A 24,949-nucleotide genomic window follows, 5' to 3' on the forward strand; every position below is an offset into this window, starting at 1 on the left:
CGCCGATCTAAAACTTGTAGGTAAGGCCCGTAATGATCGTGCGCGCCTGTCCCAGGAAGCAGTCGCCGCGCGAGGCAGTGCACGTTGTCACCGTGTACTTGTCGGCAACGTTCTGGACCGTCAAATCCCAACGCCAATCGTCTTTCTCATAGGCGACCATGGCGTCGAAGAGCGTAAAGCCCGGCGTCTTAACTGACAGCCTCTCAAATGTGGCTACGTCGAGTGCAACGCTGTCGGTTTCGCCGGTGTAGCGAACGCCGCCGCCGAACGAGAGGCCGCGAAGCCAGGAGTCCTGGAAGCTATAGATCCCCCAGAGTGATGCCATATGCTTCGGATCGCCTTCCGTTCTCTCACCTTGCATCAACTGAGAAATGCCGGATGGAAACGGGAATAGCTCCGGATACTTCTCGTACTTCGCATCCGTATAGCTATAGCTGGCGATAACCTTGACTTCCCTGGTGAGCTGACCCGCAGCCTCGATTTCGAAGCCACGCACTTTTACGTCCGCGCCCTGAACCGCCTGGAATAGGATGTCCGGCTGCACGATCCGATTGCGATCGGTCAGTTCGTAGATCGCGGCATTGATGAGGAATGGCGCGCCATTCGGCTGGTATTTGAAGCCCACCTCGACCTGCTCGCCCCTATTTGCCTGAGCGGGCCGCGTATCGAGGAACGACGCGTATAGATTGTCCGCCACCGGAACACCCGGGTTCGCGCTGAAGGACGTTGCGTAGCTGACGTAAGGCGACAGACCGGATTTGAAATTGTACATCAGCGCAGCGCGCCCGGTCAGTGCATCCTCGTGCTCAGTCGGGTTGCCGGTTTGAGCTGCCGAGAGCCAGTCCTGCCGCAATCCAAGGATGGCTTGCCATTGGCCAAGCTTCAGCTGATCCTGCACATAGATGCCTGTCTGCTGCTGCACCTTAGGCGCCAAATCATACATCTTGATGTCGTTCGCGGGCACGAAGACGCGTGGATCGGTGGTCGATAGGAAGACCGTCCGCCTGTTGTATTGTGGCGCGTAGATATCGAAGACCGATTGTATCGGAAAGAATGGTTGCGTCGACGAGGTCAACACGTTGTCGACGAGCAGGCCTGCCGAAGCACTGGTCTGCGAATAGCGCATATAGTCGAAGCCACCGAGCACCTTGTGCTCGAACGGGCCCGTTGAGAATCGCGCAACGAAGTTCGTATCCGAGTTAAATACAGTCGTATCTTGAGACGTCTTTGTGCGTGCGCGTGCGATCTCGCTTTGCCCGGCATTCAGGAACGGCGCATTCGACGGGTCCAGCGGAGCGATGGGTAAATTGAACGGCGGGCTGCTCATCATCGCGAACAAACTGTTGAGATACCCGAAGCGCGCAGGTGACAAGATCGCGGAGTACGTCGAGTCCGTATCGTTTGCCGTGTGCGCGTAACGCATCGACTGGTGGAACTTCAGCGCATCGCTGAAGCGATGATCGAACAACAACGTTCCGGATTGCTGCTCCGTATTGTTGTAGTCCCCCGGCTCACCAGCGAAGGTGTTGATTGGGACGCGCTGTCCGTTGACGTTGGGCGTTAGCGTGCCGATGTTCGGGAAGAACTGCTCTGTGGAGCCGCCTTTGTCCTTTCGGAAATTACCAAGGACCGTGACGGTCGTGTCGTTCGTCGGGCGATAGGTGATCGACGGAGCGAGGAACAAGCGATCGTTGCCCACGTAGTCGACCTGAGTATCCGCGTCGCGCGCGAGACCAACGACGCGGTACAGCCACTTGCCATCGGTGGTCATCGGTCCGGTGAAATCAAAGCGCGTCTGCTTGAAGTCGAACGAGCCGTATTGGATACCGATCTCGTTGTAGGGCACATCCAACGGCAGCTTCGACACCGCGTTGATGATGCCGCCTGTCGGCGCCTGGCCATAGAGCATCGAGGCTGGTCCGCGGAGTGCTTCCACACGCTCCAACCCATATGGCTCGATCGGCGCGGTGCTTACGGAGTAGCCGTTTGAAACCTTCATTCCGTCGAGAAAGTATGCCGCCTGGGTGCCGCGAATACTGGCGAAGTCGCCGCGGCTGTCGACGCCATACGGCTCAGCCTGCACGCCAGGCATATAGCGCAATGCCTGATCGAGCGTTTGCACGCCCTGGTCGCGCATCTGCTCCTTGCCCGCAACGGAGATAGACTGCGGCGTTTCCCGCAGAGGTGTGTCGGTTTTCGTGCCGGACGTCGAATTCGTTGCTGCGTATCCGTCGACGATTGCAGCGGCACCTGGACCGGACGGCGCGCGCGGGCCGTCCGCGTATGGCGTCGCAACGCCTGTCGGAGCGGCTGTCGATCCACTCGCAACGGCCTGCGGAGCTTGCTTCTTCGCACGCTTTTTCGGCGCGGGCTTCGGCTTGGTCTGCGTAACAACCTCGACCTGCGGAAGCTGCGCAGCACTGTCTACATCTTGTGCTGCTTCACTTGCGGCCGAAGCGTCAGCGCCGTCGGGCTGCTGCGCGCTGGCAATGCCGGGACACGCCAGAATAATCGCAACCGCAGCCGTCTTTGCCCGCAGGCCAGAGCGGCTGCGTACAGTCATCACATTCTTCATTGCCTAGTTTGGCCCCCCGGCCCAATTCCTCACGCGCTTCGGCACGCAGTCCCGACGGAGTCACAGCATCTCTACGGACGCGTGACCCTCCTGCGTGGCTAAGGATGCACACACCCTAACTATTGTCTACTAATTATGTAATGTTTTGGAATTTCGCCGCAGCTTTTACGCGCGCGGGATTTTGAAAGCCGAGTTCGTCGGGCGTGATGCGTCGCGGAGCGGTCTTTGAAACTGTCGAAAGCTTGATGCGGACAAGAGCGTGTGCAAACCACGAGCAAGGTCCGCAAAACGGGAGATGTATTAATCCGGCAACAGAAAAAACGAATTTGCCGCTTTCGTCCGCGCGAGGAATTAGTCCCATATCGGAGATGTGACAGCGATATTAGCAATGCTTCCCAGAACGGCCCATACATTTACCGCTCTATGGCTGGATCGCCGGCAAGATAAGCAGAACAGGAAAATAACGTCACATACTGAGTTTTTCCAGAACAACGCCGAATACCGAACTTATCTAACGTTTCAACCCGCATGAAATTTGAGCAGCTTCGACGGACACGCCCAGTGTCCGAATGATGTCTGCTGACTTCTGCGGGACCGACTTCGAATTCTTTGGCCACAAAGTCTCCCGAACTCAATTCGGGAGCGGGGGGAGTCATGACTTCATTCACGCACCCATTTCGCCGGACGCCGGCGCATATCGCACTTGGAACGTTCGTGGCTGTGCTCAGTATGGGCGTGTCACACCAGGCAATGGCTGCTTGCACTCAGACTGGGACGTCAGTCACGTGCACTGGTGCGGGCACCACCCCCGGCATAGCCGCCAATTCGTCGACCAAAACCGTAACTATCGATAGCGGCACCACGGTCTACGCAACTGACTTTCTCCAGGTCAACAGCTCGACCGGAACGAACATCAATATGACGACGGGCCAGCCGACGAGTGGCACTGCACGTCTCGGCGGCATCGTCTTGCCCCAGATTTTTTATTTCGACGAGGACTCGGCCGTGCCCCCGACCTTCGTTACGAAGACTAAGGAAGGCGAGGACGTCCACGGAAACGAGGTCGATATCGTCGTCGGTCCAGGAATTACGGTCACAAACAACGGTCGTATCGACAATAGCAATTCGGTTGCGAGCAACACCAATACCTTTGGCGTCATCTTCGATGGATCGAACAACACTGTCGTAAACAACGGCACGATATCGATGACGACGTCCGGCACGGCGACGATTTACGGCGTGTATACGTCAGTTCCGACCGGCGAGAACTACTACGACAATAACCACATCATAAATAACGGTTTGATCGAAGTCACACGCAACGGAAATGGCACTGCGCGTGCGATCTATTTCGGCGAGCAGCAGCTCGGAATGACGGTAGATAATAACGCGGGCGGCATCCTGAGGGGCACACGCACTGGATCCTCGTCAGGTACCAACATCGTTGCGGCTATCGACACCGACGACACTCCAGGTCTGTTGACCGTCAACAATGCCGCCGCGTCCGGCTCGAAGTCTGCCGGCGTTATCGAGGTGACGGGCGCGAGAACATCTGCGATTTACGGGCGCTCATCGCAGACAATCATCAACAACGCAGGCACCATTCAAAATAATTCCTGGGTGGCATCCGACAGCATTTCATCCGGACACTACGCGATCGGCAGCTATGCCGGATCACAGTTTGCAGCCGACCCCGACAGCCCAGATGAGGATAATCCCATTCCACTCGTAGTGGATGGAAAAGGAGCCATCGAAAGCGCATCGAAATTGACAGTGAACAACTATTCCTCAGGCGTCATCAAAGGTGACGTTCTGGCCGTCGATGCGAACCCGCTGACTGCGTATGCTCTTGGGGCCGGAGGCTTTGCTCAGACCAACACGAGTGGTCAGTTGACTCCTACGAACGCCAATACCCGCAACAGCGAGATCAACAACTGGGGTAAAATCAACGGCAATATCTACCTCGGTTCCGGAGCACACGAAGTTACAAACTTCGGTGAAATTACTCAGACTATTACCGTGAACCAGAGCGCGACGACTGTTTGTGCATCGACCTATGGCGGCTCTGCCAACGCATCCTGCACAGCGCTCGGCACGCTGGTTCCTTATACGATCCAAGGTGCGCGGACGTTCTCGTTTTCCAACTATGGGCAGTTTGGCACGGAGGTCTCCGGCGGCGCACAGAATGCTGTGATCCGCATTACGGATTTCGCCGATAGCGTCAACACGATCGATCTTTACGGCACGGGCTTTAAAGGAAGCATCATCGCAACGAACGGAACAGGCGACAACACTGTCAACTTCCACAACGATATGTCGATTGCCAGCATTCAGAAGTTCCGGTCGCTTGGCCTGAACGACGCACACGTGACGGGCACCAACGCCAGCGGCATTACACTCCAGAACAACGCGACGATCGCTACCACGATCTACGGTCCCGGCGGATCGGCGGTTACGCCCTCTACCAACCTCGGTCACTTGAGCTTCTCAGCTGGAACGCTGACGCTCGGCAGCGCTACGAGCATTAGCCCGACAACAGCATGGATCGTGCATTCGGGCGATGTGTTCGAAGTCGCCTCGTCAGTGACGGGCGGCACCGTTTCAGCGACAGATACAGCGCTCGTCGATTGGACTGCTACGAAGGCCGGCAGCGGCAAACTATTGCTTTCGTCTGAGGTGAAGGACGCGGCGCAAATCGACGGCATGTCCTCGCCGGGAGCAACGACCATCAACGCGCTCATCAATCAAAGCGGTGACAGCCCCGTGTTGAATGCGTTGGGCGGCGCGATACAGCAACTCTCGAATGATGCAGACGTCGCGAGAGCGGGCAACCAGCTTGCGCCGGAAACGAACTTTGCCACGCAGCAGGCGGCGATCACACTCAACTCAGCCGTTGGACAGCATATCGACACGCGTCTCGCGGCCGTTGGCGGCACGGGGAACTACGGTCAATACGCGTCTCCGTCGGGTCTTGGGATGAAACCTGCGCAAGATCCAAACCGCTCGAACCTTGGCGGCAGCCTCAAGGATGACGGCGGTGATGAATACGTTGCGCCAAGAAGCGCAGCGCTCTGGGGCCATGCCTTTGGCGCCGGAATGGATCAGAATGAACGTCAGAACGTCGATGGGTACGATGCCCGCCTCTACGGCATCATCGCGGGCTATGACAACTGGATCTCACCTGGCTTCCGGGTGGGCGTTGCGGGCGGCTATGCCAACACATCGATTGACGGCGAAGGCGATACCTTCGGAAACCGTACCACGATCGACAGCTATCTGATCGAGGCTTACGGCTCGTTCCGCGGAGCTGGCTGGTATGCGACAGGCCGCACAGGTTTCACGTGGCACGATTACGAAACCCAGCGGGTCATTGACGTTGGACCGCTGAACGATGTCGCCCGGGCCAATCATGATGGGCGACAGTTCAACGCTTCGCTCGAAGTCGGCGCGCCGATGCACTTCGCTCGAACGATCTTCACGCCGATTGCATCGTTGACCTACTCTAATCTCGATCAGGACGGCTACACCGAGACCGACAACGGTAGCGGCGTGGGTCTTGCGATCAACAGCCAGAGCAACGACTCGCTCGTCTCGGCTCTCGGCGTCAAAGCCATCGTTCCGATCGCGAACGACACCGTCATCGAAGGGCGAGCAGCTTGGCTGCACGAGTTCCTCGATAGCGCACAGACGGTTTCGGCCGCTTTCGCTGCGGGCGGCGGCACCTTTACCGCGGCCGGACCGGACGTTGGTCGCGACACCGCGGCTCTCGGTGCCGGGCTCATTGCCCAGATCAATCCGGGCATGAACTTCGAAATCAACTACGACGCGAACGTTCGCCAAGACTATCTGGCCCACATCGGTTCTGCTCGGCTCACCGTGGGCTTCTGATTTACGAAACGTCCTTCTCGTAACGGCGCGCCTGCACGACTATGCGGGCGCGCTTCTGCGTTAGAGTTGCCCCGGAGGCGCAGGCATGTCGCAAACGTCGCTGGAACGTCGCTCGATATGGCCAGCCACATTTTAAACCGTTGGGCGAAATCGATAGAATCGCTGAAGAATTCGCGCTGTCATCGAGGCCGAAGCCATGAGCAAGCGCGTCAGCAAGTGATCTTGCCTGGACCGTTTAGCGCTTTATAAAGACCGGCGTCGGGCCCATGGGATCAAGACGAGCAGGTGGATGTCAGCATTTTCGCACGAAGCCGTTCTTTCGGTAAGGCACTGGACGGACACACTCTTCAGCTTCACTGCAACGCGCAGTCCGAGCCTCAAATTTGAGAATGGTCAGTTCGTGATGATCGGTCTCGAGATCGATGGCCGGCCGCTGACGCGCGCCTATAGCCTGGTGAGCGCTAACTATGACGACCACCTCGAATTTCTGAGCATTAAGGTTCCCGACGGAGCGCTGACATCTCGCCTCCAGCATATCAAGGAAGGTGATCGCATTCTCGTCGGCAAGAAGCCCACGGGGACATTGATCGTTGCGAACCTTCGCCCGGGGCGGAATCTTTATCTGCTTGGTACGGGCACTGGGCTTGCGCCGTTCATGAGCATCATTCGCGATCCCGAAACCTACGAGCGGTTTGAGAAAGTTGTTCTCGTGCACGGGTGCCGGATTGTTTCCGAACTCGCATACGGCGATCGGATCATGCAGGAGCTTCCGCGCGACGAGTTCATCGGCGACGCCATCCGCGAGAAGCTGATCTATTATCCGACCGTCACGCGCGAGCCATTTCGCAATCGCGGCCGGATCACCGATCTGATGGCGTCCGGCACACTCTTCAACGATCTTGGCCTCGCGAATATTTCCGCCGAGCAGGATGGCGTGATGATCTGCGGCAGCCCGGATATGCTGTCCCAGATCAAGCAGTACTGCCTCGCGAACGGATTTGTCGAAGGCACGTCGGGCGTGCCCGGCGACTTCGTGATCGAGAAGGCGTTCGTCGAGAAATAGGAAATGGCGCGCGCGAGCTGGAAGGTTGTTCGCGCGTCCCGTTTGATCGGCAGGGTAACTTTTGAGGGTTAGCCCCTCGACGCCGCTCTCTGCGAAATCCGTACTGCCTATGCGTTCGTTATAGCGAATTAGCTATTAAACACCTTTTGCTTCTTGCGAGACCAAGTCGAGCAATCCGGGGCGGCAGTTAACCGACTGCTTGTTCCCCCGGGAACAGCGTGCCGGTGCATGCGGATGCAATATCCCGCTTTACGGCCTCATGATATGTTCCGAAGGTCCGTGCACCCCTCTTGAGGGCTTTTCCCAAAGGCACCGCAATGTCACGCGCGTTTTCCAACTTGGCTCGATGTGTTGCTTTGATCGCAGTTGGCTTTCCGGCGCTCCACGTTGGCGGTGCGCAGGCTGCCTCCGGTGATCGCATTGGAGATGCTGTCATCATCACCAATATCGTCATGGCGGATTTTGCCGAGAAGCAGCGCAAGCTCGCAAATGGTGACGACGTTCGCCAAGACGAAGTCATCGAGGTGAACACGGACGCCCAAGGCGAGTTCCGGCTCGACGACGACACGAAGCTCGCACTTGGTCCGGGCTCGCGTCTCGTCCTCGATAAGTTCGTCTACGACAGCGAAAAGAAAACCGGCTCGATCATCATCAATATGACCAAGGGCGCGTTCCGCTTCATCACGGGCATTGCCGCCAAGCCAACTTATGTCATCAATACGCCGAACGCCTCGATCACCGTTCGCGGCACCGTATTCGACGTCTACATTCTGCCGGACAAATCCGTTTGGCTGTTGCTGCACGAGGGCGCTTTGGAAGCAACGGGCAAGCGCAATGTCTGCCATGTTCTGGAGCAGCCTGGACAGCTCGTTCACATCGCCAGCGATGGCACGGTGAGCAAACCCGTCAACTGGTCTCAGCTTCCCGACAATACGTCCGTGCAGTTCGACACGGCGTTTCCATTTGTCATCAATGCTCCATCGGTCGATCCGAAGCCGTTGTTGACGCGCGCATCGATTGTGGACGGCGCGTTTCCGCCATCGCAGGAAAAGGCTTGCCTCAATCCGCATCCGCGTTTCCAGATTCGCAAGCCGGATAGCGCTCCGCGAAATGCGGTGCCGAAGAAAAAGAAGGACGCAAAGAAGTCGAAGCCGACGAGAACCGCCAAACGTCCGCGCAACGATGATGACGATTGGGGCAATGGCGCGCGCGGGATGGACATCGTCGTCGGCGGTGGCGGCATGGGTGGGTTTCGCCCCGGGGGCATGCGCGGCGGCGGTGGAAACATGGGACCCGCTGGCGGGCGAATGGGTCGCTAAGCACCCGCGAAATTATGATTTCGCCGACTCGACTGCGACGGGTGTTTTCGATGTTCTGTCGTGGCGCTCGGAGTAGTACGCCGCCACAACATGCGGCGCTAACGCGCGGCATTCTGCGAGAGCACTCGCGTAGTCCGCCGGCTCGATCTCCGCCGAACGCAAGCGCGCGTGCGCCGAGCGCAAATTTGCGAACGCTTCCGAGGCTGCGTAATTCTCATCTCCGGCGAGTGCGAAAATCCGCTCCGGTCGCATCTTCCCCCGTGGTGTAACGGAGCCGAGTTCAAGCCATGCGAAATTCGGCGCACCTGCCATCGTTCTCTCGCCTGCAATGATGCCCGCACCAAACGTCTTGGTGGCTTCCTCGAAGCGCGCTGCCATATTCACGGCGTCTCCCAGCACGGAATAATCAAAGCGCTCCGGCGAACCGACATTGCCGACGACGCACTCTCCCGTGTTCAGTCCAATGCCCATGCGAACGGGTCGTTGTGCTTCGCCGTCCGAGCGTCCGAGCAAATCATGTTCGGCATTTCTCTGCATAAGATCCTCGGCGATACGAAGAGCGGCGCGGCACGCATTCTCGACATGCGCTTCGTCTGGCAGCGGCGCGTTCCAGAACGCCATGACGGCGTCGCCCATGAACTTATCGATCGTGCCGCGGTTCGCGAGAATTGTCTCGGCGATGGGCGTGAACAAACGATTGATGAATTGCACCAGAGACTCTGCATCCAGATTCTCCGAAATGGCCGAGAAACCACGCACGTCGGCGAATAGCAACGTCACGATCCGCTTCTCTCCGCCGAGCTTTAACGCATCATAGTCGCGAGCAATTTCGGCAACGACGGGCGGCGCTACGTAATGACTGAAAGCTGCGCGAATGTGCGCGCGTTCGATTTCGGTTTGGATGAATTTCGGCAACGACGTCGCGATATACAGCAACGCGACAGATAGGGCTGGGTAAACGGGATCGAGCAACAGCCCGTAGCGGGCATATGCAAACCAGGATGCAGCGCAACTTGCTGCGACCGCGATCGCACCGACGACCGCTGCGGTGATCGCGCCGCTCGTCGCCATCAAAGCGATCACGGCTGCACCGAGAATGACAAGAAACGTAAGCTCGGCTCCCGTTGCGTAAGCCGGGCGCACAAGATGCTCTCCCGAGAGCATTTGCTCCAAGGCCTGCGCGTGAACCTCGACGCCCGGAATTGAGGGATCAAGTGGGCTGGCCCGCAGATCGAGCAACCCAGCAGCGGTCGCGCCGATAAAAATATGACGTCCGCGAATGTCGGAGGCATCTTGCGTTCCATCCAGAATGCGGCTCGCTGAAATCGTGCGGAGTGGATTGGTAGGCGCGAACTTCAACCACAATTCGCCTTGAGCATCCGTCGGAATAATCCGTTCGCCGACGCGAATGCTCTCGACGCCTGTTCGCTGGCCGAATGACGCGACGCCGCTCCCGCCCGATGACTTGACGAAAATTGTCGACTGACCCGTCCCGATGCGCATCGCCTCGAGGCTCACCGATGGATAGATTTTTCCGGCTATCGAAATCAGGAGCGGAATGCGCCGAACGATCTGATCTTGCGATGGCAGCCAGTTTACCGCGCCGACCCCTTTGGCTGCGGCGACCAATTCGGGAAGACTCGAGATTCCGGCCGGAAATGCGGGTACGAATTCGGCCGGGTTATCTCCCGCAAAGGAAATGCCGCCGCGATAAGCTTCGAGCGTTCGCGCGCCGGACCGATCTCCAACTATGCTGACGATGGAGGGCGCTTTCGACAGTGCTTGCGCCAATTGCGCGTCATTCGACGGCAATCTGGCAATCTGCGCGACCATATCAGTCGGGATGCGCTCGGTTCCAAGAGCGTGCGCGAGTTCTTGCGGCGAGAGACGATCAGGCTCGGCGAGAACGAGGTCGAACGTGACGGACTTCGCGCCCCACTCGCTCAAACGGGAAACGAGTTCCGCCAGTTTCGTTCTGGGCCACGGCCATTGCCCGATGTTCGCCAGCGACGTCTCGTCGATCGCGACGACGCGCACCGGGAACTCCGGGTCGGGCGTGCGGGGGGACATTCGAAGATAGCTATCGAACACCGAAAGGCGAAGTCGCGCGACCGGTTCGGGATCCACAATGCGCAATGCAACGCATCCAGCGAGCACGCCGCATGCGATGAGGATACGGAGAGGCCAGCGGAGGTGCACTCGGATCGGCTCAATCAGGGAAGGCTTCGTCTCGTTCCGGTGCCGGTCACTTGAAACGACAGCTTTGGCACCTCAGCGGATTGTTGCACGGAGCAAGCCGCTCGGCATAGTGCCCTATTCGGTATTACGCGTGATGATTGCGCGAGAGGCGGATACTCAGATTGCCACCAGAGCGGACGATTTGGAATTGGCGGCGGCGGCCAGCCAAGATCCAGCGGTTCAGATCGCTCAACAGGATTTCACGTTCTCTGAGGCTCATGTCCTCGACGGCGCGAAGCAGTTCTCGAACGAGCTTTCGCATCTCATTGCCTTTGCAGTCGCCGGTTCCAACTTGCAAGTGCTGCTTTACACTTGCGTTGGCCAGCAGGTCCGACAGGCGGGTATATGAAGGTTCCCATATCATGGGTTGGAAGGTAACAGCCTCGCCGCTTTCTCGCCATTGGCGGATCCGACAGGCGCCCTATGCCTGACCTCAACCACTATCATTAATGCCTGCATTAACAGCTCTTTTTGCGCACTCGCCTGCCTATTGGATTCAATTTTCGGCCCCACATTTACCGAGTATTTTTCTGATTGGCGCAACATGAGGATATATTGAAAAGCGCGAGCTCTCCGTATGTTGCAGGGTGTACTGGCCGAGCTGATTGACGATAGATCTCTTGTCGTCACGCGCGACAAGGGCGTTGCCTTTTTGTCGGCCGCCAAATCGATCTATAATCTCAGCGATATCGCATATCTCAGCATCAATATTCCCAGAGGTTCCGCCGGCTCATTCGTGCATTGCGCATTTACAGGCGAAATGGCGAGCCAGGCGATCACCACCAAGCCAATCCCCGTTCAGCGTCTCGACCATATTCCTTTCGTAAAGGCAGCTCGAACTCCCGCCTCGCCGTCGACGGCGCTTACCGATGAACAGTTGAATGCACATCGTTCTTCGATCTCGGCGCTTGAGCTCGATCCGAGGCGTTCGGAAACTGCGCTGATCGGCTTTTCCCGCAATGAAGGCGATACCGAGTACGATACGTTTGAGGAACCGCAGACCGCCGAGCTCAAAATTCTCGGCACGTACTTTCACAGTCACATTCTGCGCCGCAACGGGATCGATACATCAGAAGCGTTGGTCGTCTCTGCGCGCGAACTGGATTGCCTGCGTTGGATCGCAGCGGGGAAGTCCGCTTGGGAAGCGAGCGTTATACTGGGCATCAGCGAGCGAACGGTTCGCTTTCACCTCAATTCCGCGCGCGAAAAGCTCAACTGCACGACGACGACGCAGGCCGTTGCTCAGGTCGTTGCGCAGCGTCTGATCGCCATCTAAATCGCAATCAACTCAGATTTTTCAGTTGGGCTGTGCGTTTATTCGCGCATGGCAATGGCGGCCGGGCTTTCATACCCGGCCGCCTGCTTTCCTATTTCTCGCGGAATGCCTTCGAGAAGCTGTCCGTCACCGGCTCCATGATGTAGTCAAAGAACGTCCGTTCGCCGGTTTTGATGTAGAGATCAGCTGGCATGCCGGGTGTCGGTTTGAAGTTTGCCACTTTCGCCCGCACGTCCTTTTCGTCGAGCTTGACGCGAACGATGAACGAACCGCGATCGGATTGCTCCGGCGTTTCTGTCCGCATCTGCGGGCGATCGGAAATGGTATCGGCCGAAACATAGCTGACTTCGCCATCGATCATCGGCGTGACACGCTGGTTGAGCGCGGAAAGCCGGACGACAGCAGCCTGTCCGTTCTTCACATGCACGACCTGATTTGGGCTGATGCGCGCCTCGATCACAAGCTCATCGTTGACCGGAAGAAGCTCCAGTATCGTACCGCCTGCGGAAACGACGCCGCCACGCGTATGCTGATTGAGCTTGACCACGATGCCACGCACCGGAGCCGTTACATTGGTTCGCTCGACAATGTCTTTTGCCGACCGTATCTGCTCTGTCACGTCATCGAGATCCGACTCGGTCTGACGTAGTTCCTCCACCGACTTTTGCATCGACGTGGAATGAATAGACGCAATCTGCTGCTCTGCGCGCGCGATCTGCTGGCGGCTATCGGCGACACGTCCGACAAGACTTCCCATCTCGCCAGTCAGCGCCGCTTCATCACGCTGTACGGCATATACTTCCGTTCGACGGATCAAGTCTCGCGACAGCAAGTCGGTCTTGGCTTTCAGCTCTTCGCGAAAGATATCGAGACGCTGTTGGGTTGCGGTGATCTGCGCCTGATAGCCGTTGATGTTTTCGTTCAGGCCCGCGATTTCCTTGCGCAGAACCGCCTCTTCCGCCTCAATCTTCTTTTTACGCGCGTCAAGTTCCAGACGCTGACGCGCAACGATCATTTTCACTTCGGGGTCGTTGATATCAATATCCGCCGTGGTTGGAAGCTCGAAGCTCGCGCGGCCCGCCAGCTCTGACTCCAATCGGGCCTGAGCGGTGATGAGACGATATTTTCGGACCATCAGCATACGCAGCCTTGCGACGGACGTGGTGGGATCGAGACGAACCAGCGTTTGACCGGCGTCAACGAGCTGCCCTTCGCCAACTTCGACTTTGCTGACGATACCGCCTTCGAGATGCTGGATCTGCTTGTTCTGTCCGGCCGCAACGAACGTGCCTGACGTTACGACCGCGCCATCTAGCGGCGCAGTTGTTGCCCAAGCGCCAAATCCCAATCCACAGACTGCGACGACGCCGAGACCTAACAGGCTTGGCACGCGCGAACTTCTCGGCACCGACGTGTGCCACTGGTCAATTCCCGGACAGCCAAGAAGCATTTTCATTCCCCTGTTCTGTAACGCTCGTCCCTCAGACCTATTTCCAACCCGTCACGTCTGTGCGGCCGCCTGACGCACGAGGCGATGCAGTACGTCACGCGGAGCTCCGAAGCCTTCCATGCGGCCGCCCCGCAAAATGAGAACTTTGTCGACAGAGTTCAGGAGTGCCGGACGCTGCGTGATCAGAACGATCGTAACTCCGCGCTCTTTGGCTTTCTTCATACTGTCGGCCAGCGCCTGCTCGCCCGAAGAGTCGAGGTTCGAATTCGGCTCGTCGAGAACGATGAGCGACGGATTTCCAAAGAACGCGCGCGCAAGCGCGATGCGTTGTTTTTGACCTCCGGACAGCGGCGCGCCATTCCGGTCGAGAACCGTTTCGTAGCCCGCGTTCAACTGGCAAACCATCTCGTGAACGCCTGCAACAGCTGCAGCGTCATAGATATCCTTGTCCGGCAGATCCGTGCGCAGGCGGCAGATGTTCTCTTTGATCGAACCCGGAAACAGCTCGATTTCTTGCGGCAGGTAGCCGGTAAACTCACCGAACTGACGGCGATCCCAGTTGCGGAGCTCGGTGCCGTCGAGGCGCACCTTGCCTGCAGTCGGAAAGAGGCAGCCGACCAGAACACGTGCGAGCGTCGATTTTCCGGAACCTGAAGGTCCGACAATCGCGAGCGACTCGCCCGCCTTCAGTTCGAAACTCAAACCATTGAGCACCGGCTCGCGCGTTCCCTGCGGAATATAGAGCAGCCGCTCAACGCTAAGTTTTCCTGTTGGCTTTGGCAGACGGAGTTTGGATTTTTCCTTGCTCAAGCCTTCCATAGCTTGCCGGACGCGCGCGTAGGATGCCCGCGTCTGGATGAGCGTGCGCCAGCCTTCGATCATACCTTCGAGCGGTTGCAACGCGCGTCCACCGATGATGGATGCGGCGATCATCATTCCGCCTGTCAGAGTTCCATTGAGTGCAAGATGTGCGCCCCAGCCAAGGAGCACGATCTGCGTAATCAGGCGCACGAATTTGGAAGCACCACTGATCCAAAAATTTCTTTCGTGAGCATTGATCTGAGACGAAAGGGCATTTGCCTGCTCACGCCCCCAATGCAGGATGCTTTCGTTGAGCATGCCCATGGCGTTGATTACCTGGGCGTTGCGCGCGAGGGAGTCGGCGTGTGCATCAGCTTTCGATGAGAAGGATCCGGCCTGGCTCAGGGGACCCGCCGTCGCCGTCTGGTTGATGAGCGCGATGCAGAACAGGATCACGCCAGCGCCGAGAACGATCGCTCCGAGCTGCGGATGAATAAGAAAAATGACACCGAAATAGAACGGCGCGAGCGGCGCATCGAACAACAGCAGCATCGTTGGGCTGGAGAGGAAGCTGCGCACCTGATGCAGTGCCCGCAACGACTGCACGTTGCCGCCTTCACCTGTCGGCGCCGACATCACGATGCTCGCGAGGATGGGTCCGCCGAGAATGACTTCCATCGATGCAGCAAGGCGGCCGAGAACCTGACGGCGCAGAATATCAAGAATCGAAAGGGTTGCGAGAAGACCGACCGCCAGCCCGGAGAGCATCAGCAGAGTATCGAAACTGCGACTGGTCAGAACGCGATCTGAGATCTGGAAGAGATAGATCGGCATCGTCAACATCAGAACGTTGACGAAGATAGAGAAGAGCGCGACCAACGCAAAGGTGCGCCGGGCCGTCGAACGCCATTGCGCCATTGGATCGACGGAGCGTTCCTCTTGCGAGGAATGAGTTTCAGGCATCGCCGCAGACGCGCTGCCTGCCATAGCCTGCCGAATTCCGGAAAGGCGACGGAGAGCTGCGTGCGGCTGCTGCTGATTGCCGAGATCTTCGACGGCGCTCGAATTTGCGCCGGGCGCTACGGAAGCGCGAACGCTTCCGCCGTTATCCTCTTCGTCGCGCAATGACTTTGCGAATAGAATGTTATTCATTTGCCCGCACCTCGCCCCTGGTTCACTCGAATGTCAGCACTCAACCGAACAGCGAGTGAAGGTGTGAGTGCAGATTGTCGAGCACAGGCAGATGGAGGTCTGTCTGGTGGGCGGGCGCATCGTCGTGCGTGTCTTGCGTCGTGTTGCTTGGCGTTCCTGATCCGATACCAATGGCGTTTGCGAGGATCGTGGTAATACCGCCCGTATCGACCGAGATCGGCACGATGCTGCCGATCGTGCTGTCGCTGATCGCAAGATTGAATGGTGTGTAGCCATCGCTGCCTGCGGCAACGTCGTGCGAAGCAGAAGCTCCATCGCCGTCAAATGAAATCGAGCCAGACGACGATATGCCGATGCCGTTCAGCGCAGTAGACAGAAGGTCTGTGGCACCACCGCCGAGGTTCGATGCAGCGGATACGACCGAGGAGACGGCGTCTACCGGAGCCCCAACAATATCAGCCACCACACTAGAAGATGCGACGTCTCCTACGGCATGGGCGGCGCCGGATACGAGATCCGTCGCGGTGCTTGTTGCGGCGCTCGCAACATCCAGAACGGTATCGGCTGCCGTGGCGACCGTATCCGTTGCGGTCGAGGCAACGTCGTGAACCGTGTTGCCAACGTCAGAGACGACGTCGGTTGCGACGGTCGTTGCACTATTGGCAACGTCCAGCACCGTATCGACGGTCGCAACAACTGCATCCGTTGCTGTTGAAGCGACGTCGTGTACCGTGTTGCCAACATCAGAGACGACGTCCGTCGCAACGGTCGTTGCACTATTGGCAACGTCCAGCACCGTATCGACGGTCGCGACGACCGTATCCGTAGCGGTCGACGCAACGTCGTGAACCGTGTTGCCAACGTCAGAGACGACGTCGGTCACAACGGTCGTTGCACTATTGGCAACGTCCAGCACCGTATCGACGGTCGCGACGACCGTATCTGTTGCTGTCGAGGCAACGTCGTGAACTGTACTGCCAACGTCAGAGACGACGTCCGTCACAACGGTCGTTGCACTATTGGCAACGTCCAACACTGTATCGACGGTCGCGCCGGCCGTTCCGGTCACGGCGCTAACGACGTCAGCGACGGCGTCGCCAGCTCCGGGAAGGAGATCAGCAACGACGCCTGCAACAGCGTCAACCGCGCCAAGAGCGCCAGCAGCCGTTCCGCCGACGGTATCCGTCACTGCGCCGACAACGTGCTCGACCGTATCGCCAACAGTTGAAACGACGTCCGGAACAACGTCGACGACCGCGTCGACAACGTTCACAACGGTTCCGACCGTCGTGCCGACCGTATCGGTCACTGTTCCAACGACATTGCCAACCGTATCGCCAACAGTCGAAACCAGGTCCGGCACAACATCGACGACCGCGTCGACGACGTTCACCACGGTGCCGACGGTCGTGCCGACCGTATCGGTCACCGTTCCGACGACGTTGCCGACCGTATCGCCGACTGTCGAAACCAGGTCCGGAACAACGTCGACAACCGCGTCGACGACGTTCACCACGGTGCCGACGGTCGTGCCGACCGTATCCGTTACCGTTCCAACGACATTGCCAACCGTATCGCCGACTGTCGAAACCAAGTCCGGGACAACGTCGACAACCGCGTCGACAACGTTCACGACGGTTCCGACTGTCGTGCCGACCGTATCAGTCACCGTTCCAACGACATTACCAACTGTATCGCCGACCGTCGAAACGACATCGGTCACGGTGTTGAGCACCGGCTCTACGACCGTATGATCGACGATATGGATTACGTTGGTGATGATCGTCGTCGTGTTATTGTGGCTGTCTAAATTGAGAAAATTGTTTGTGATGTTGTTTGTCGTGTCGTGGCTGTCGATGGAAAAGAAATTATTGACCGTACCGAACTCGCTTATGGAGATTGAAGATCCGCCGTGGCCGCCTCCAGCGGACTGAAGGCCTCCTGAAATCGTTTGAACCGGCACCAGGTCCGGGATCTTAGCGGTCATCGTGTCGATGGGCGCCATCACAACTTTTGTCTGGGCGGCGTTGCTACCCATATCGAGCGGAGTCGATTCCAGGCTTACGTGATCGATTGGCGCTCGATTGCCTAGGGACGCGCTCGCGCCGTCGCCGGACGGCTGATTAGAATTACCGTCGCCATCGACGGTTGCTGCTTGGGCCGACTGTCCCGCAATCTCGGTCGCAACAAGGAAATTGGCCAAGAAGAACGACCACGTCAGAAAGTTCCACATGCCGCGCTGTCTATCAGGGGCCTGCTGATCCTTCGCATCGATCGTTTCCGACTTCTTCGAAGTTCCGAATACTGAGCTACCGAATTGGAATGACATTTGACCGTCCTCTAATGCCGCTCGAAAATTCTGATGGAACGTGATGGTTCGGGTAAAAAACCGGCCGCTCAAATGAGCGGCCGGTTTTGGCAGTTACGAGTGATGCGTATCGAGCAGGCTTGTGATGTTGCCGATATCGAACAGATTGAGATTGCTCGTGAGGTGATCGAGGTCGAGATTGGTCGCGACCAGATCGCTCACCGTGTGGCTGTTAAGGACCGCGCCAACATCCGAAAGATCAACCGATCCGAGGCTGTTGACGAGGTTTGCAGTCAGATCCGATCCGCCGAGATGCGATGCCACGTTTCCGATGATGTCGGCCGTCAGGTTGTGGCCGATGTCGGAGATGTTCGCGACCGAGGAGAGATCGTGCAGATCGAACGAAGCGATGTTCGCCACGACATCGCCGATCGAGCCGTTTGCAATGCCGCCGACGTCGGTGATGTTACCGAGACCGCCGCCAAGATTGCCGTCAGCGATGTGGCTCAGGATATCGCCGATGACAGGTGCAACGCCGGTCGTGACGTCGCCGCTCAAGACGTTACCAACAACACCCGTCACGGGAGCTGCGATATTCGACAGAACGTCGATGTTCGACAAGTTTCCGTCAGCGACGTGACCGACAAGATCCGTAACGACGGGGGCAATGTTGGTGACGTTGCCGCTCAGGACATCGGATACGACCGGGATATTGATGTCTGTCAGGTTGCCGTTGCCAATGTTGCTCAGGACCTCCGAGCCGATCGGCAGAATGTCGCCAACCGTCGCCGTCAGATGGGAAACATCCGCTACGTCGACGTTGTTGAGCACGTCACCCACGACCGGAAGAACGTTCGCAACGTCCGTGACATTGAGCAGGTTCGACACGTCGACTCCGGAGAGCACATTACCGACCGACGGGGAAAGAATATCGCCGATCGTCGTTGTTGCTCCGTTGAGCAGTCCGGTGGTGATTTCTGGATTGAGAATGCCGCCAACATCCAGGTTGTTCAGCACGCCGCCGACGTCCAAATTGTTCAGGACGCTTGGGTTCAGAACATCGTGCACCAGATCGGAGATGCCGACGTTCACGTCGCCAACGTTTAGCGTGGGGCTCAGGACACTGTTGTTGCTCAGGACGTCGCCGATCGTGTTGCCGCTCAGGATATTGCTGAGGTTCAGCAGGTTGTTGCCGGACAACAGATTGTTGAGAACACCGCCGTCGATCAGCGAGACGTTCGTCGTCGTGTCATGGCTATCGCTGACGGAATAGTTGTTGATCGTCGTCGTCGAGGTCGTGTTGTGACTATCGATAGTCGTGATGTTGTTGGTCGTGGTCGTCGTCACGTTGTGGCTATCGTAGGAATAGTAGTTGTTGGTTGTCTTGTTCATTGGTTCACAGGGCTCCGGTGGGCAATGAGTGGGAGGCGGCGAGCAATCGTCTGGCGGGCAAGGCGGCTCCGGCGGTGGCGGAGGCTCACACGGGGGAGGCTCGCAAGGCGGAGGAGGTTCGCACGGTGGCGGCTCGCAAGGCGGGGGAGGTTCACATGGCGGTGGACAGTCATGTGGCGCGCAATCCCACACAGATATCGTTTGGCTCATATTCGGCTTCCTCGCGTAATTCGAGCATTGAGGACCTGAATGGGTTTCCGGCCATTTCTTTTGCTCATCTCAAATTACACTGCCCTATTTAGTGAAATCGCGAAGCTGTCTGAAACGACAGTGGGGTCGTGAACAAGTCGTTCAAATTCAATTATTTTTTAAAATTTCTTGACTTGGTATTTTGGTCTAATAGGACGAAAGCATACCCTCCATTCGTTCATATCCCCCTTAAACGATCGAAAAAAATGGAAGGAATGGATCTTATTTATTATTTACTTTTTATATCAAAATGAGACGCCGTATTTTTCCTCTTCAGAATCAATTCCGAAAAAGAAATAGCGATCGATATTTTATTTAATTGGGTGCGCAGCGGCTTCAGCGTTCAACCGCAAGCACAAACAGAAACACCTCGAACTCAGGGGAAGTTCGAGGTGCTTCTGCTGTCCAACACGCGCGGACGGGCGGTGCTGGCTTATCTTTGTCTCAATTTTCATTGCATCGCCACAACTGGCGGAAGCGACAGTCCGCGCTGGCGAAGCGCGCAAAACAAAAGCCGGAGTTTTGGCTCCGGCTTATTGAATTGGCGTTTTGTCGAATTGGCTTGCGAAGCTAACGCAACCGCCGCCTGCCCCGTGGCAGGTCCGACTGCAACAATTCGCATGAATCCTGACCAGCCAACTCTGAGAGACCCTGGAGGTCTTTAATCTGTAGACGTCCGGCATCCGCAGGTTCGATCAAACCGCGCATTTTGAGCTGTGCCAGCGCAAGCGCCAGAACATCCAAACTTACCGACAAATAGTCAGCAACGACTGCGCATTCGAGATCGTTTTCGAGAACTGTGCTGTCCAGCCCTTCTCGCCCATTGCGGCTCGACAATGCACAGAGAAGCGCAGCCAGCCTCACTGTGGTGCTTTCCTGCCCAGCGCGCACAAGGCTATCGCGGCGATAAATGAACTCACGCTCGACGGCTGCATCGAGCCGGGCTTTCGCTACCGGGTCCAGATGCGTGATGTGTTCCATATCGCTCAACGGAATTTCGGAGACCGTCGTGTGCACAACGGCGTGTGCGCTCACAGCATGCCGCTCAAGGAACCCGAGACCTACGAGATCTCCGGCGAGCGCGTGCTCCACCAGTTCCGTGGTTCCGTCCGGACGCGCTGCCGTTATGCGGAGGCCGCCCGTTTCGACACGATAGATGCAGGTTTTGAGATCGTTCGCTTCGAACAGGAATTCGTTCTTTGCGAGTTCGCGATCGGGTCCGGATTCGCTCAGTTGCGAGCCCATTCCGGGTGGGGCGGGGACGGCATTCTCAATGACCGTTTGCAACATTGCGCACACTCCATACGCATGCTTGCAGTTCCGGCGGTCCCCTCCTCGCCTTCAACTCTCAAGCGACATAACTCGTCCTGTATAGCGCGATAACGCGCGAAATGGCAGTCCCTCGATTGCCTTCGCGGTAAATTGGGTACTTCCGATTGTCCTAAATCGTTAGCAGACTGAATAACCCACTGCGCCACCAGCGGTTCCAGGTTCTTGCCGCAAGAATTTTGGGTGTGGCCGTTCAGGGGTCACAAGGTGCGCTACCGGCGCAACTTGGACTGAGGCCGCAGGGCGCGTCGTTGCCGATCTCGAGCTGCAGCGTTGCGTGGCGAATTTGGAATTCCTCGCGCAACATATTGGCGGCATTAGAAATGAAGGCGTCGCCCGGATGCCCGTCAGGCATCACCAGGTGGCAGGTGAGCGCCGTTTCCGTGGTGCTCATCGGCCAAATGTGGAGGTCATGGAGACTTGCGACTCCCGGCAGCGCTGCAAGGCGGCTTCGCACGAGCTCGGGGTTGATGTTGTCCGGAACGGCTTGGAGCGCCAGCCGGGTCGAGTCCCGAAGAAGGCCCCAGGTGGCCCAGACGATCACGACAGCGATCGCAAGGCTGACAACGGGATCGAGCCAGTCCCATCCCGTCATGAACATGACTATGCCCGCCACAACGACGCCCATAGAAATTCCGGCATCGGCGGCCATGTGCAGGTAGGCCCCACGAATGTTCACATCACTCTCGCGCCCTGACATGAACAGCATTGCGGTGAAGCCGTTGATCACCACGCCGATGCCCGCCACGACGATCACCATCATGTCGTTGACGGCTGGGGGAGACCCGAGCCGCTGCACCGCTTCCAAAGCAATCGCACCGACGGCGATGAGCAACAGCATCGCGTTGGCGAGCGCGGCCAAGATCGTCGACGACTTATAACCGTATGTGTAACGCAACGTCGGGCGCAGCTTGTCGAGGATGCTCGCGCCCCAAGCGATCAGCAGACCGAGGACGTCGCTGAGATTGTGACCGGCGTCAGCGAGAAGCGCTACAGAGCTTGCGGCGATGCCAGCCGCCACTTCCACGATAATGAATGCTGCGTTCAGCCCGACGCCGATTGCGAACGCGGTGCCGAAATCTTTCGGTGCATGAACATGACCGCCGCCATGGCTGTGGTCGTGATCGTGGCCATCGTGATCGTGGTCATCGCGATGATCATGATCGACGTCCGATCCCTCGCGGCTTGGCGTCGAGTTCTGGGAAGAGGGATCGTCAGCCATAGTCTCGCGGTCGCTACTCAGGGGGTCGGTGGAAGCTAGCCGACGTGTCAGACGAATTCAAACGCGCACCGGGCTATGCCGTTCCGTGAGGACCTTTAGCGTCAACGCTTATTCAGCCCGCTGATGCGCTCAAGAAGGCGCGGCTGGCGCGCGGCTGCCGGAATAGCCGGTGGCACTTTCGGCGGGGATTCCGTCATCGGCAGCGGCGGCGGCTGCTGTCCTTCGGGCCCGTCCGAGCTATCGTTGCCGTTTGCGGCCGTCCCATTGAGCGAACGGAGGAATGACCCCGGCCGGGCGTCGCGCGCTTTGTCATCGGATGCAGCAACGACGTCGAGCGGCGGCGGGCGCACGGGACGTGGCTCGGCAATCCGTTCGGCCAGCGGCTTGCGCGGCGCTTCGCTTTCTGAACTTTCCGCTTCGGCATGCGTCCGGGGCGTGATGCGGCGCAGCTCTTCGTGGAAATGCACCGCTTGGCGCGACAGACGTTCTTGACTCGACGCGATCTCAGCCTTGAGGGCAGCGATCGTATTGCGCTGCTCGTCCACTTCGGTCTGCAAGGCGCTGAGGTCGGCCTGCTGCGAGATGGCGCCGGGCTGCGGGGCTTTCTCTTCGTACGATTTTACAGCAGCCTTGAGCTTTGCGATCTCGCTCGATTTGGCATCGCTTGCAGCCTGCAGATCCGCCAAGCGATCTTCGAGCGCCATACGCGCAGCATCGTCGCCGCCGACGCTCGCTTTCATCTTGCTCAGCTCGCTTTCCGACTTGGCGAGCGCGGCGGTCAATTTCTTGATTTCGGCGGTAACGGATTCACCTGCCGGGATCGTCACGCTCGCTTTTCTGGCTTCAAACTGTAGCTTGGTTATCTGATCGGCTTGCTGGCGTGATTGGGCGCGCAGCGCTTCCAATTCAGAGCGCAACGCCACGTTGCCATCGTCACGCTCATCGGCGCGCGCGTTACGGTTACGCGCGGCGCGCGTATTGAGCGTCGTGCGCAGTTTGACGAGTTCTTTTTCGCGCTGCGTATTGAGCTGGCTTGCCTCATCGAGGGCGTTCGCCTGCTTCGCACTGGTCGCAAGCAGCTCCCTGATCTCGCGGTCGCGCGCGGCCAGGAGCTTGCGCGTTTCGGTGAGGCGCTGCTCGACTTTTGGCAGACGATCGAGGATGGCTTGCTCAAGAACGCGGCGTGCGTTCTCGTGCTCACCCACGCTCATCTTATGATTGTCGATGGCTTCGGTGAGTTCCTGGATCTTGGCGTCGCGACGATTGAGTTCAACGCTTTGGCGTGCGCTTGCGAGGCTCGCTTCCTCGACCTTCGTTTCGAGCTTGTGAAGGTCCATCGCGAATTCGGCGCGAAGGCGATCTTTATCGGCGCGAATTTCTTCTTCGGTGAGCGGCAGCGTGCGCTTCAATGCTTCGGTGGCGAAGCGTTCGATGCGGCGGCGATATGCCGGAAGAAGCACGACAATAATCAGGGCCGCGATCAAGAAGCCCAGCGTAACGAGCATCGCGGCATAAAGGGTGATCAAGAAACAAACCCTGAGTTGATCGCCACACGGCCCCCGCCGCTAGCGCACGTCCCTGTCGCCGAGTGAAGTACATATTCCCGGCGTCCGGCAACCGTAAATCACCGTACTCAGGGGGTTATCCCTCAGAACGGGTTCCATGTCGGGTTTCGAGTATACTTCAAATAACCCACGTTCGCACCGAGCCTTAGGCCCACTCCCGCGCGAATTGGCGCGAGTGTGACATGGCCGGACTTCTGCCACTGCACGCTTACACCGCCAACCAGGTAAGCCGCGCCCTCCACGCCGCCAAAACGGTCATAGATGTCTTCCGGGTCGCGCAGATTGTATACCAGCGTCATGACCTTAGAGCCTTCGGCTCCGAAATCGTAGCCGACTGAAGGCCCCTGCCAATAGACTTTGGAAGTACCGGCATCCTTGGTGTAGAGCGTGCCTTCTCCGTAGGCGAGGCCAGCGACGAACGCTCCACCGGCATCTTGTCCGAGGATATATCCGTTTGGCCGGCCCGCCTTCTGGAACGCCCATTCGATGGCTGAAGCCAGACTGCCGCTGACTTTCCCGAAAAAGTTGCCTCCGGCGCGGATGATCTCGTCTTCCGTGTAAGTCGATCGCCGCGGGCCGCGCTCGTCGTACGGGGGAGGACCTGCGTTGTATCGATCATCGCGGCTGGCGCTGTGCTGCGGCGGATCGCTGTAGGGTTCGCCATAGCCGCTCGAGTCGTAATTGCCGCCGCCTTGCGAGCTGCCATAGGGCTGGTAGGCGTTGTTGCCGCCGTTACGCCCCTGTGAATAGCCGTCGCCTTGCCCGGCTTGATCGTAGGACTGCGGCGCTGGATAGCCGGCATCTCCCCCACCCTGCCGCGGCGAACCTCGATAGGAATTTGAGGACGGAGGCGCGTAGGAATCGCCCTGGCGGGCGTATCCGCCTTGATCGTAGGAACCACCTTGATTGTAGGAGCCGCCCTGATTGTAAGAGTCCGACGGCGGACGGTACGCATCGTCCACGGCGCCCGCGCTCGATCCCGTTACGGCCAGCAAGAGTGCAAGCGGCAATGCCAAAGACCAGCCCGGCATGCGCCGCGCACTTGCGCCTGGCGACCTCATTGAGACGCGGTTCATCTCTGTGACCCCACGAAATTGTCGAGCCGGCGCGCGCTCTTCGACC

15 protein-coding genes are annotated in these 24,949 nt (G+C 58.2%); 5 read left to right on the forward strand and 10 right to left on the reverse strand.

What is annotated here, in order from left to right:
- Positions 1–7 precede the first annotated feature (7 nt).
- Complete coding sequence (locus tag DLM45_RS03725) at positions 8–2,563, reverse strand: TonB-dependent siderophore receptor (protein ID WP_181335645.1); 2,556 nt, start codon at positions 2,561–2,563, stop codon at positions 8–10.
- Positions 2,564–3,229: 666 nt separating this feature from the next.
- On the opposite strand from DLM45_RS03725, the gene DLM45_RS03730 reads away from it, so the two are divergent.
- The 3 genes from DLM45_RS03730 (at position 3,230) to DLM45_RS03740 (ending at position 8,845) form a co-directional block, all read left to right on the forward strand.
- Positions 3,230–6,463 (forward strand): autotransporter family protein, encoded by a 3,234-nt coding sequence (locus DLM45_RS03730; protein WP_181335646.1) that lies wholly within the window; start codon positions 3,230–3,232, stop codon positions 6,461–6,463.
- Between the two features lie 289 nt (positions 6,464–6,752).
- The gene (locus tag DLM45_RS03735) at positions 6,753–7,526 is read left to right on the forward strand and encodes a ferredoxin--NADP reductase (RefSeq protein WP_181335647.1); all 774 of its coding nucleotides are present in this window, start codon (positions 6,753–6,755) and stop codon (positions 7,524–7,526) included.
- A 356-nt stretch (positions 7,527–7,882) separates the two neighbouring features.
- Positions 7,883–8,845 carry a FecR family protein gene (locus DLM45_RS03740; protein WP_246317141.1) on the forward strand — a complete coding sequence of 321 codons (963 nt, stop codon included), beginning with the start codon at positions 7,883–7,885 and terminating at the stop codon, positions 8,843–8,845.
- 12 nt (positions 8,846–8,857) lie between these two features.
- Here the strand turns inward: DLM45_RS03740 and DLM45_RS03745 are convergent, their stop codons facing one another.
- Positions 8,858–10,972 (reverse strand): CHASE2 domain-containing protein, encoded by a 2,115-nt coding sequence (locus DLM45_RS03745; RefSeq protein ID WP_343062335.1) that lies wholly within the window; start codon positions 10,970–10,972, stop codon positions 8,858–8,860.
- Positions 10,973–11,174: 202 nt separating this feature from the next.
- Here DLM45_RS03745 and DLM45_RS03750 point away from each other — a divergent pair, with 202 nt between their 5' ends.
- Together DLM45_RS03750 and DLM45_RS03755 are read left to right on the forward strand one after the other, a co-directional pair.
- Complete coding sequence (locus DLM45_RS03750; protein ID WP_181335649.1) at positions 11,175–11,432, forward strand: hypothetical protein; 258 nt, start codon at positions 11,175–11,177, stop codon at positions 11,430–11,432.
- 228 nt (positions 11,433–11,660) lie between these two features.
- Positions 11,661–12,359: a helix-turn-helix domain-containing protein gene (locus tag DLM45_RS03755; protein ID WP_181335650.1), complete on the forward strand. Its 699-nt coding sequence runs from the start codon at positions 11,661–11,663 to the stop codon at positions 12,357–12,359.
- Between the two features lie 91 nt (positions 12,360–12,450).
- On the opposite strand, the gene DLM45_RS03760 is transcribed toward DLM45_RS03755, so the two are convergent.
- From DLM45_RS03760 to DLM45_RS03795, 8 genes are all read right to left on the reverse strand, one after another.
- Entirely contained in the window at positions 12,451–13,815 is a 1,365-nt protein-coding gene (locus DLM45_RS03760) for an HlyD family type I secretion periplasmic adaptor subunit (protein WP_246317143.1), read from the reverse strand.
- 45 nt (positions 13,816–13,860) lie between these two features.
- Positions 13,861–15,762: a type I secretion system permease/ATPase gene (locus DLM45_RS03765; protein WP_181335651.1), complete on the reverse strand. Its 1,902-nt coding sequence runs from the start codon at positions 15,760–15,762 to the stop codon at positions 13,861–13,863.
- 40 nt (positions 15,763–15,802) lie between these two features.
- Positions 15,803–18,091: a hypothetical protein gene (locus DLM45_RS03770; RefSeq protein ID WP_181335652.1), complete on the reverse strand. Its 2,289-nt coding sequence runs from the start codon at positions 18,089–18,091 to the stop codon at positions 15,803–15,805.
- 93 nt (positions 18,092–18,184) lie between these two features.
- Positions 18,185–19,462: a hypothetical protein gene (locus tag DLM45_RS03775; protein ID WP_181335653.1), complete on the reverse strand. Its 1,278-nt coding sequence runs from the start codon at positions 19,460–19,462 to the stop codon at positions 18,185–18,187.
- Between the two features lie 819 nt (positions 19,463–20,281).
- Positions 20,282–21,001, reverse strand: coding sequence for a Crp/Fnr family transcriptional regulator (locus tag DLM45_RS03780; RefSeq protein ID WP_181335654.1), 720 nt, complete (start codon positions 20,999–21,001; stop codon positions 20,282–20,284).
- 232 nt (positions 21,002–21,233) lie between these two features.
- Complete coding sequence (locus DLM45_RS03785; RefSeq protein WP_181335655.1) at positions 21,234–22,262, reverse strand: cation diffusion facilitator family transporter; 1,029 nt, start codon at positions 22,260–22,262, stop codon at positions 21,234–21,236.
- 101 nt (positions 22,263–22,363) lie between these two features.
- On the reverse strand, positions 22,364–23,788 hold the full coding sequence (locus tag DLM45_RS03790) for a hypothetical protein (protein WP_181335656.1): 1,425 nt from the start codon (positions 23,786–23,788) through the stop codon (positions 22,364–22,366).
- A 122-nt stretch (positions 23,789–23,910) separates the two neighbouring features.
- Positions 23,911–24,903 (reverse strand): DUF1134 domain-containing protein, encoded by a 993-nt coding sequence (locus tag DLM45_RS03795; protein WP_181335657.1) that lies wholly within the window; start codon positions 24,901–24,903, stop codon positions 23,911–23,913.
- Positions 24,904–24,949: the final 46 nt, after the last annotated feature.

The sequence above is a fragment of the Hyphomicrobium methylovorum genome (genome assembly GCF_013626205.1).
GTDB classification, from domain to species: domain Bacteria; phylum Pseudomonadota; class Alphaproteobacteria; order Rhizobiales; family Hyphomicrobiaceae; genus Hyphomicrobium_B; species Hyphomicrobium_B methylovorum.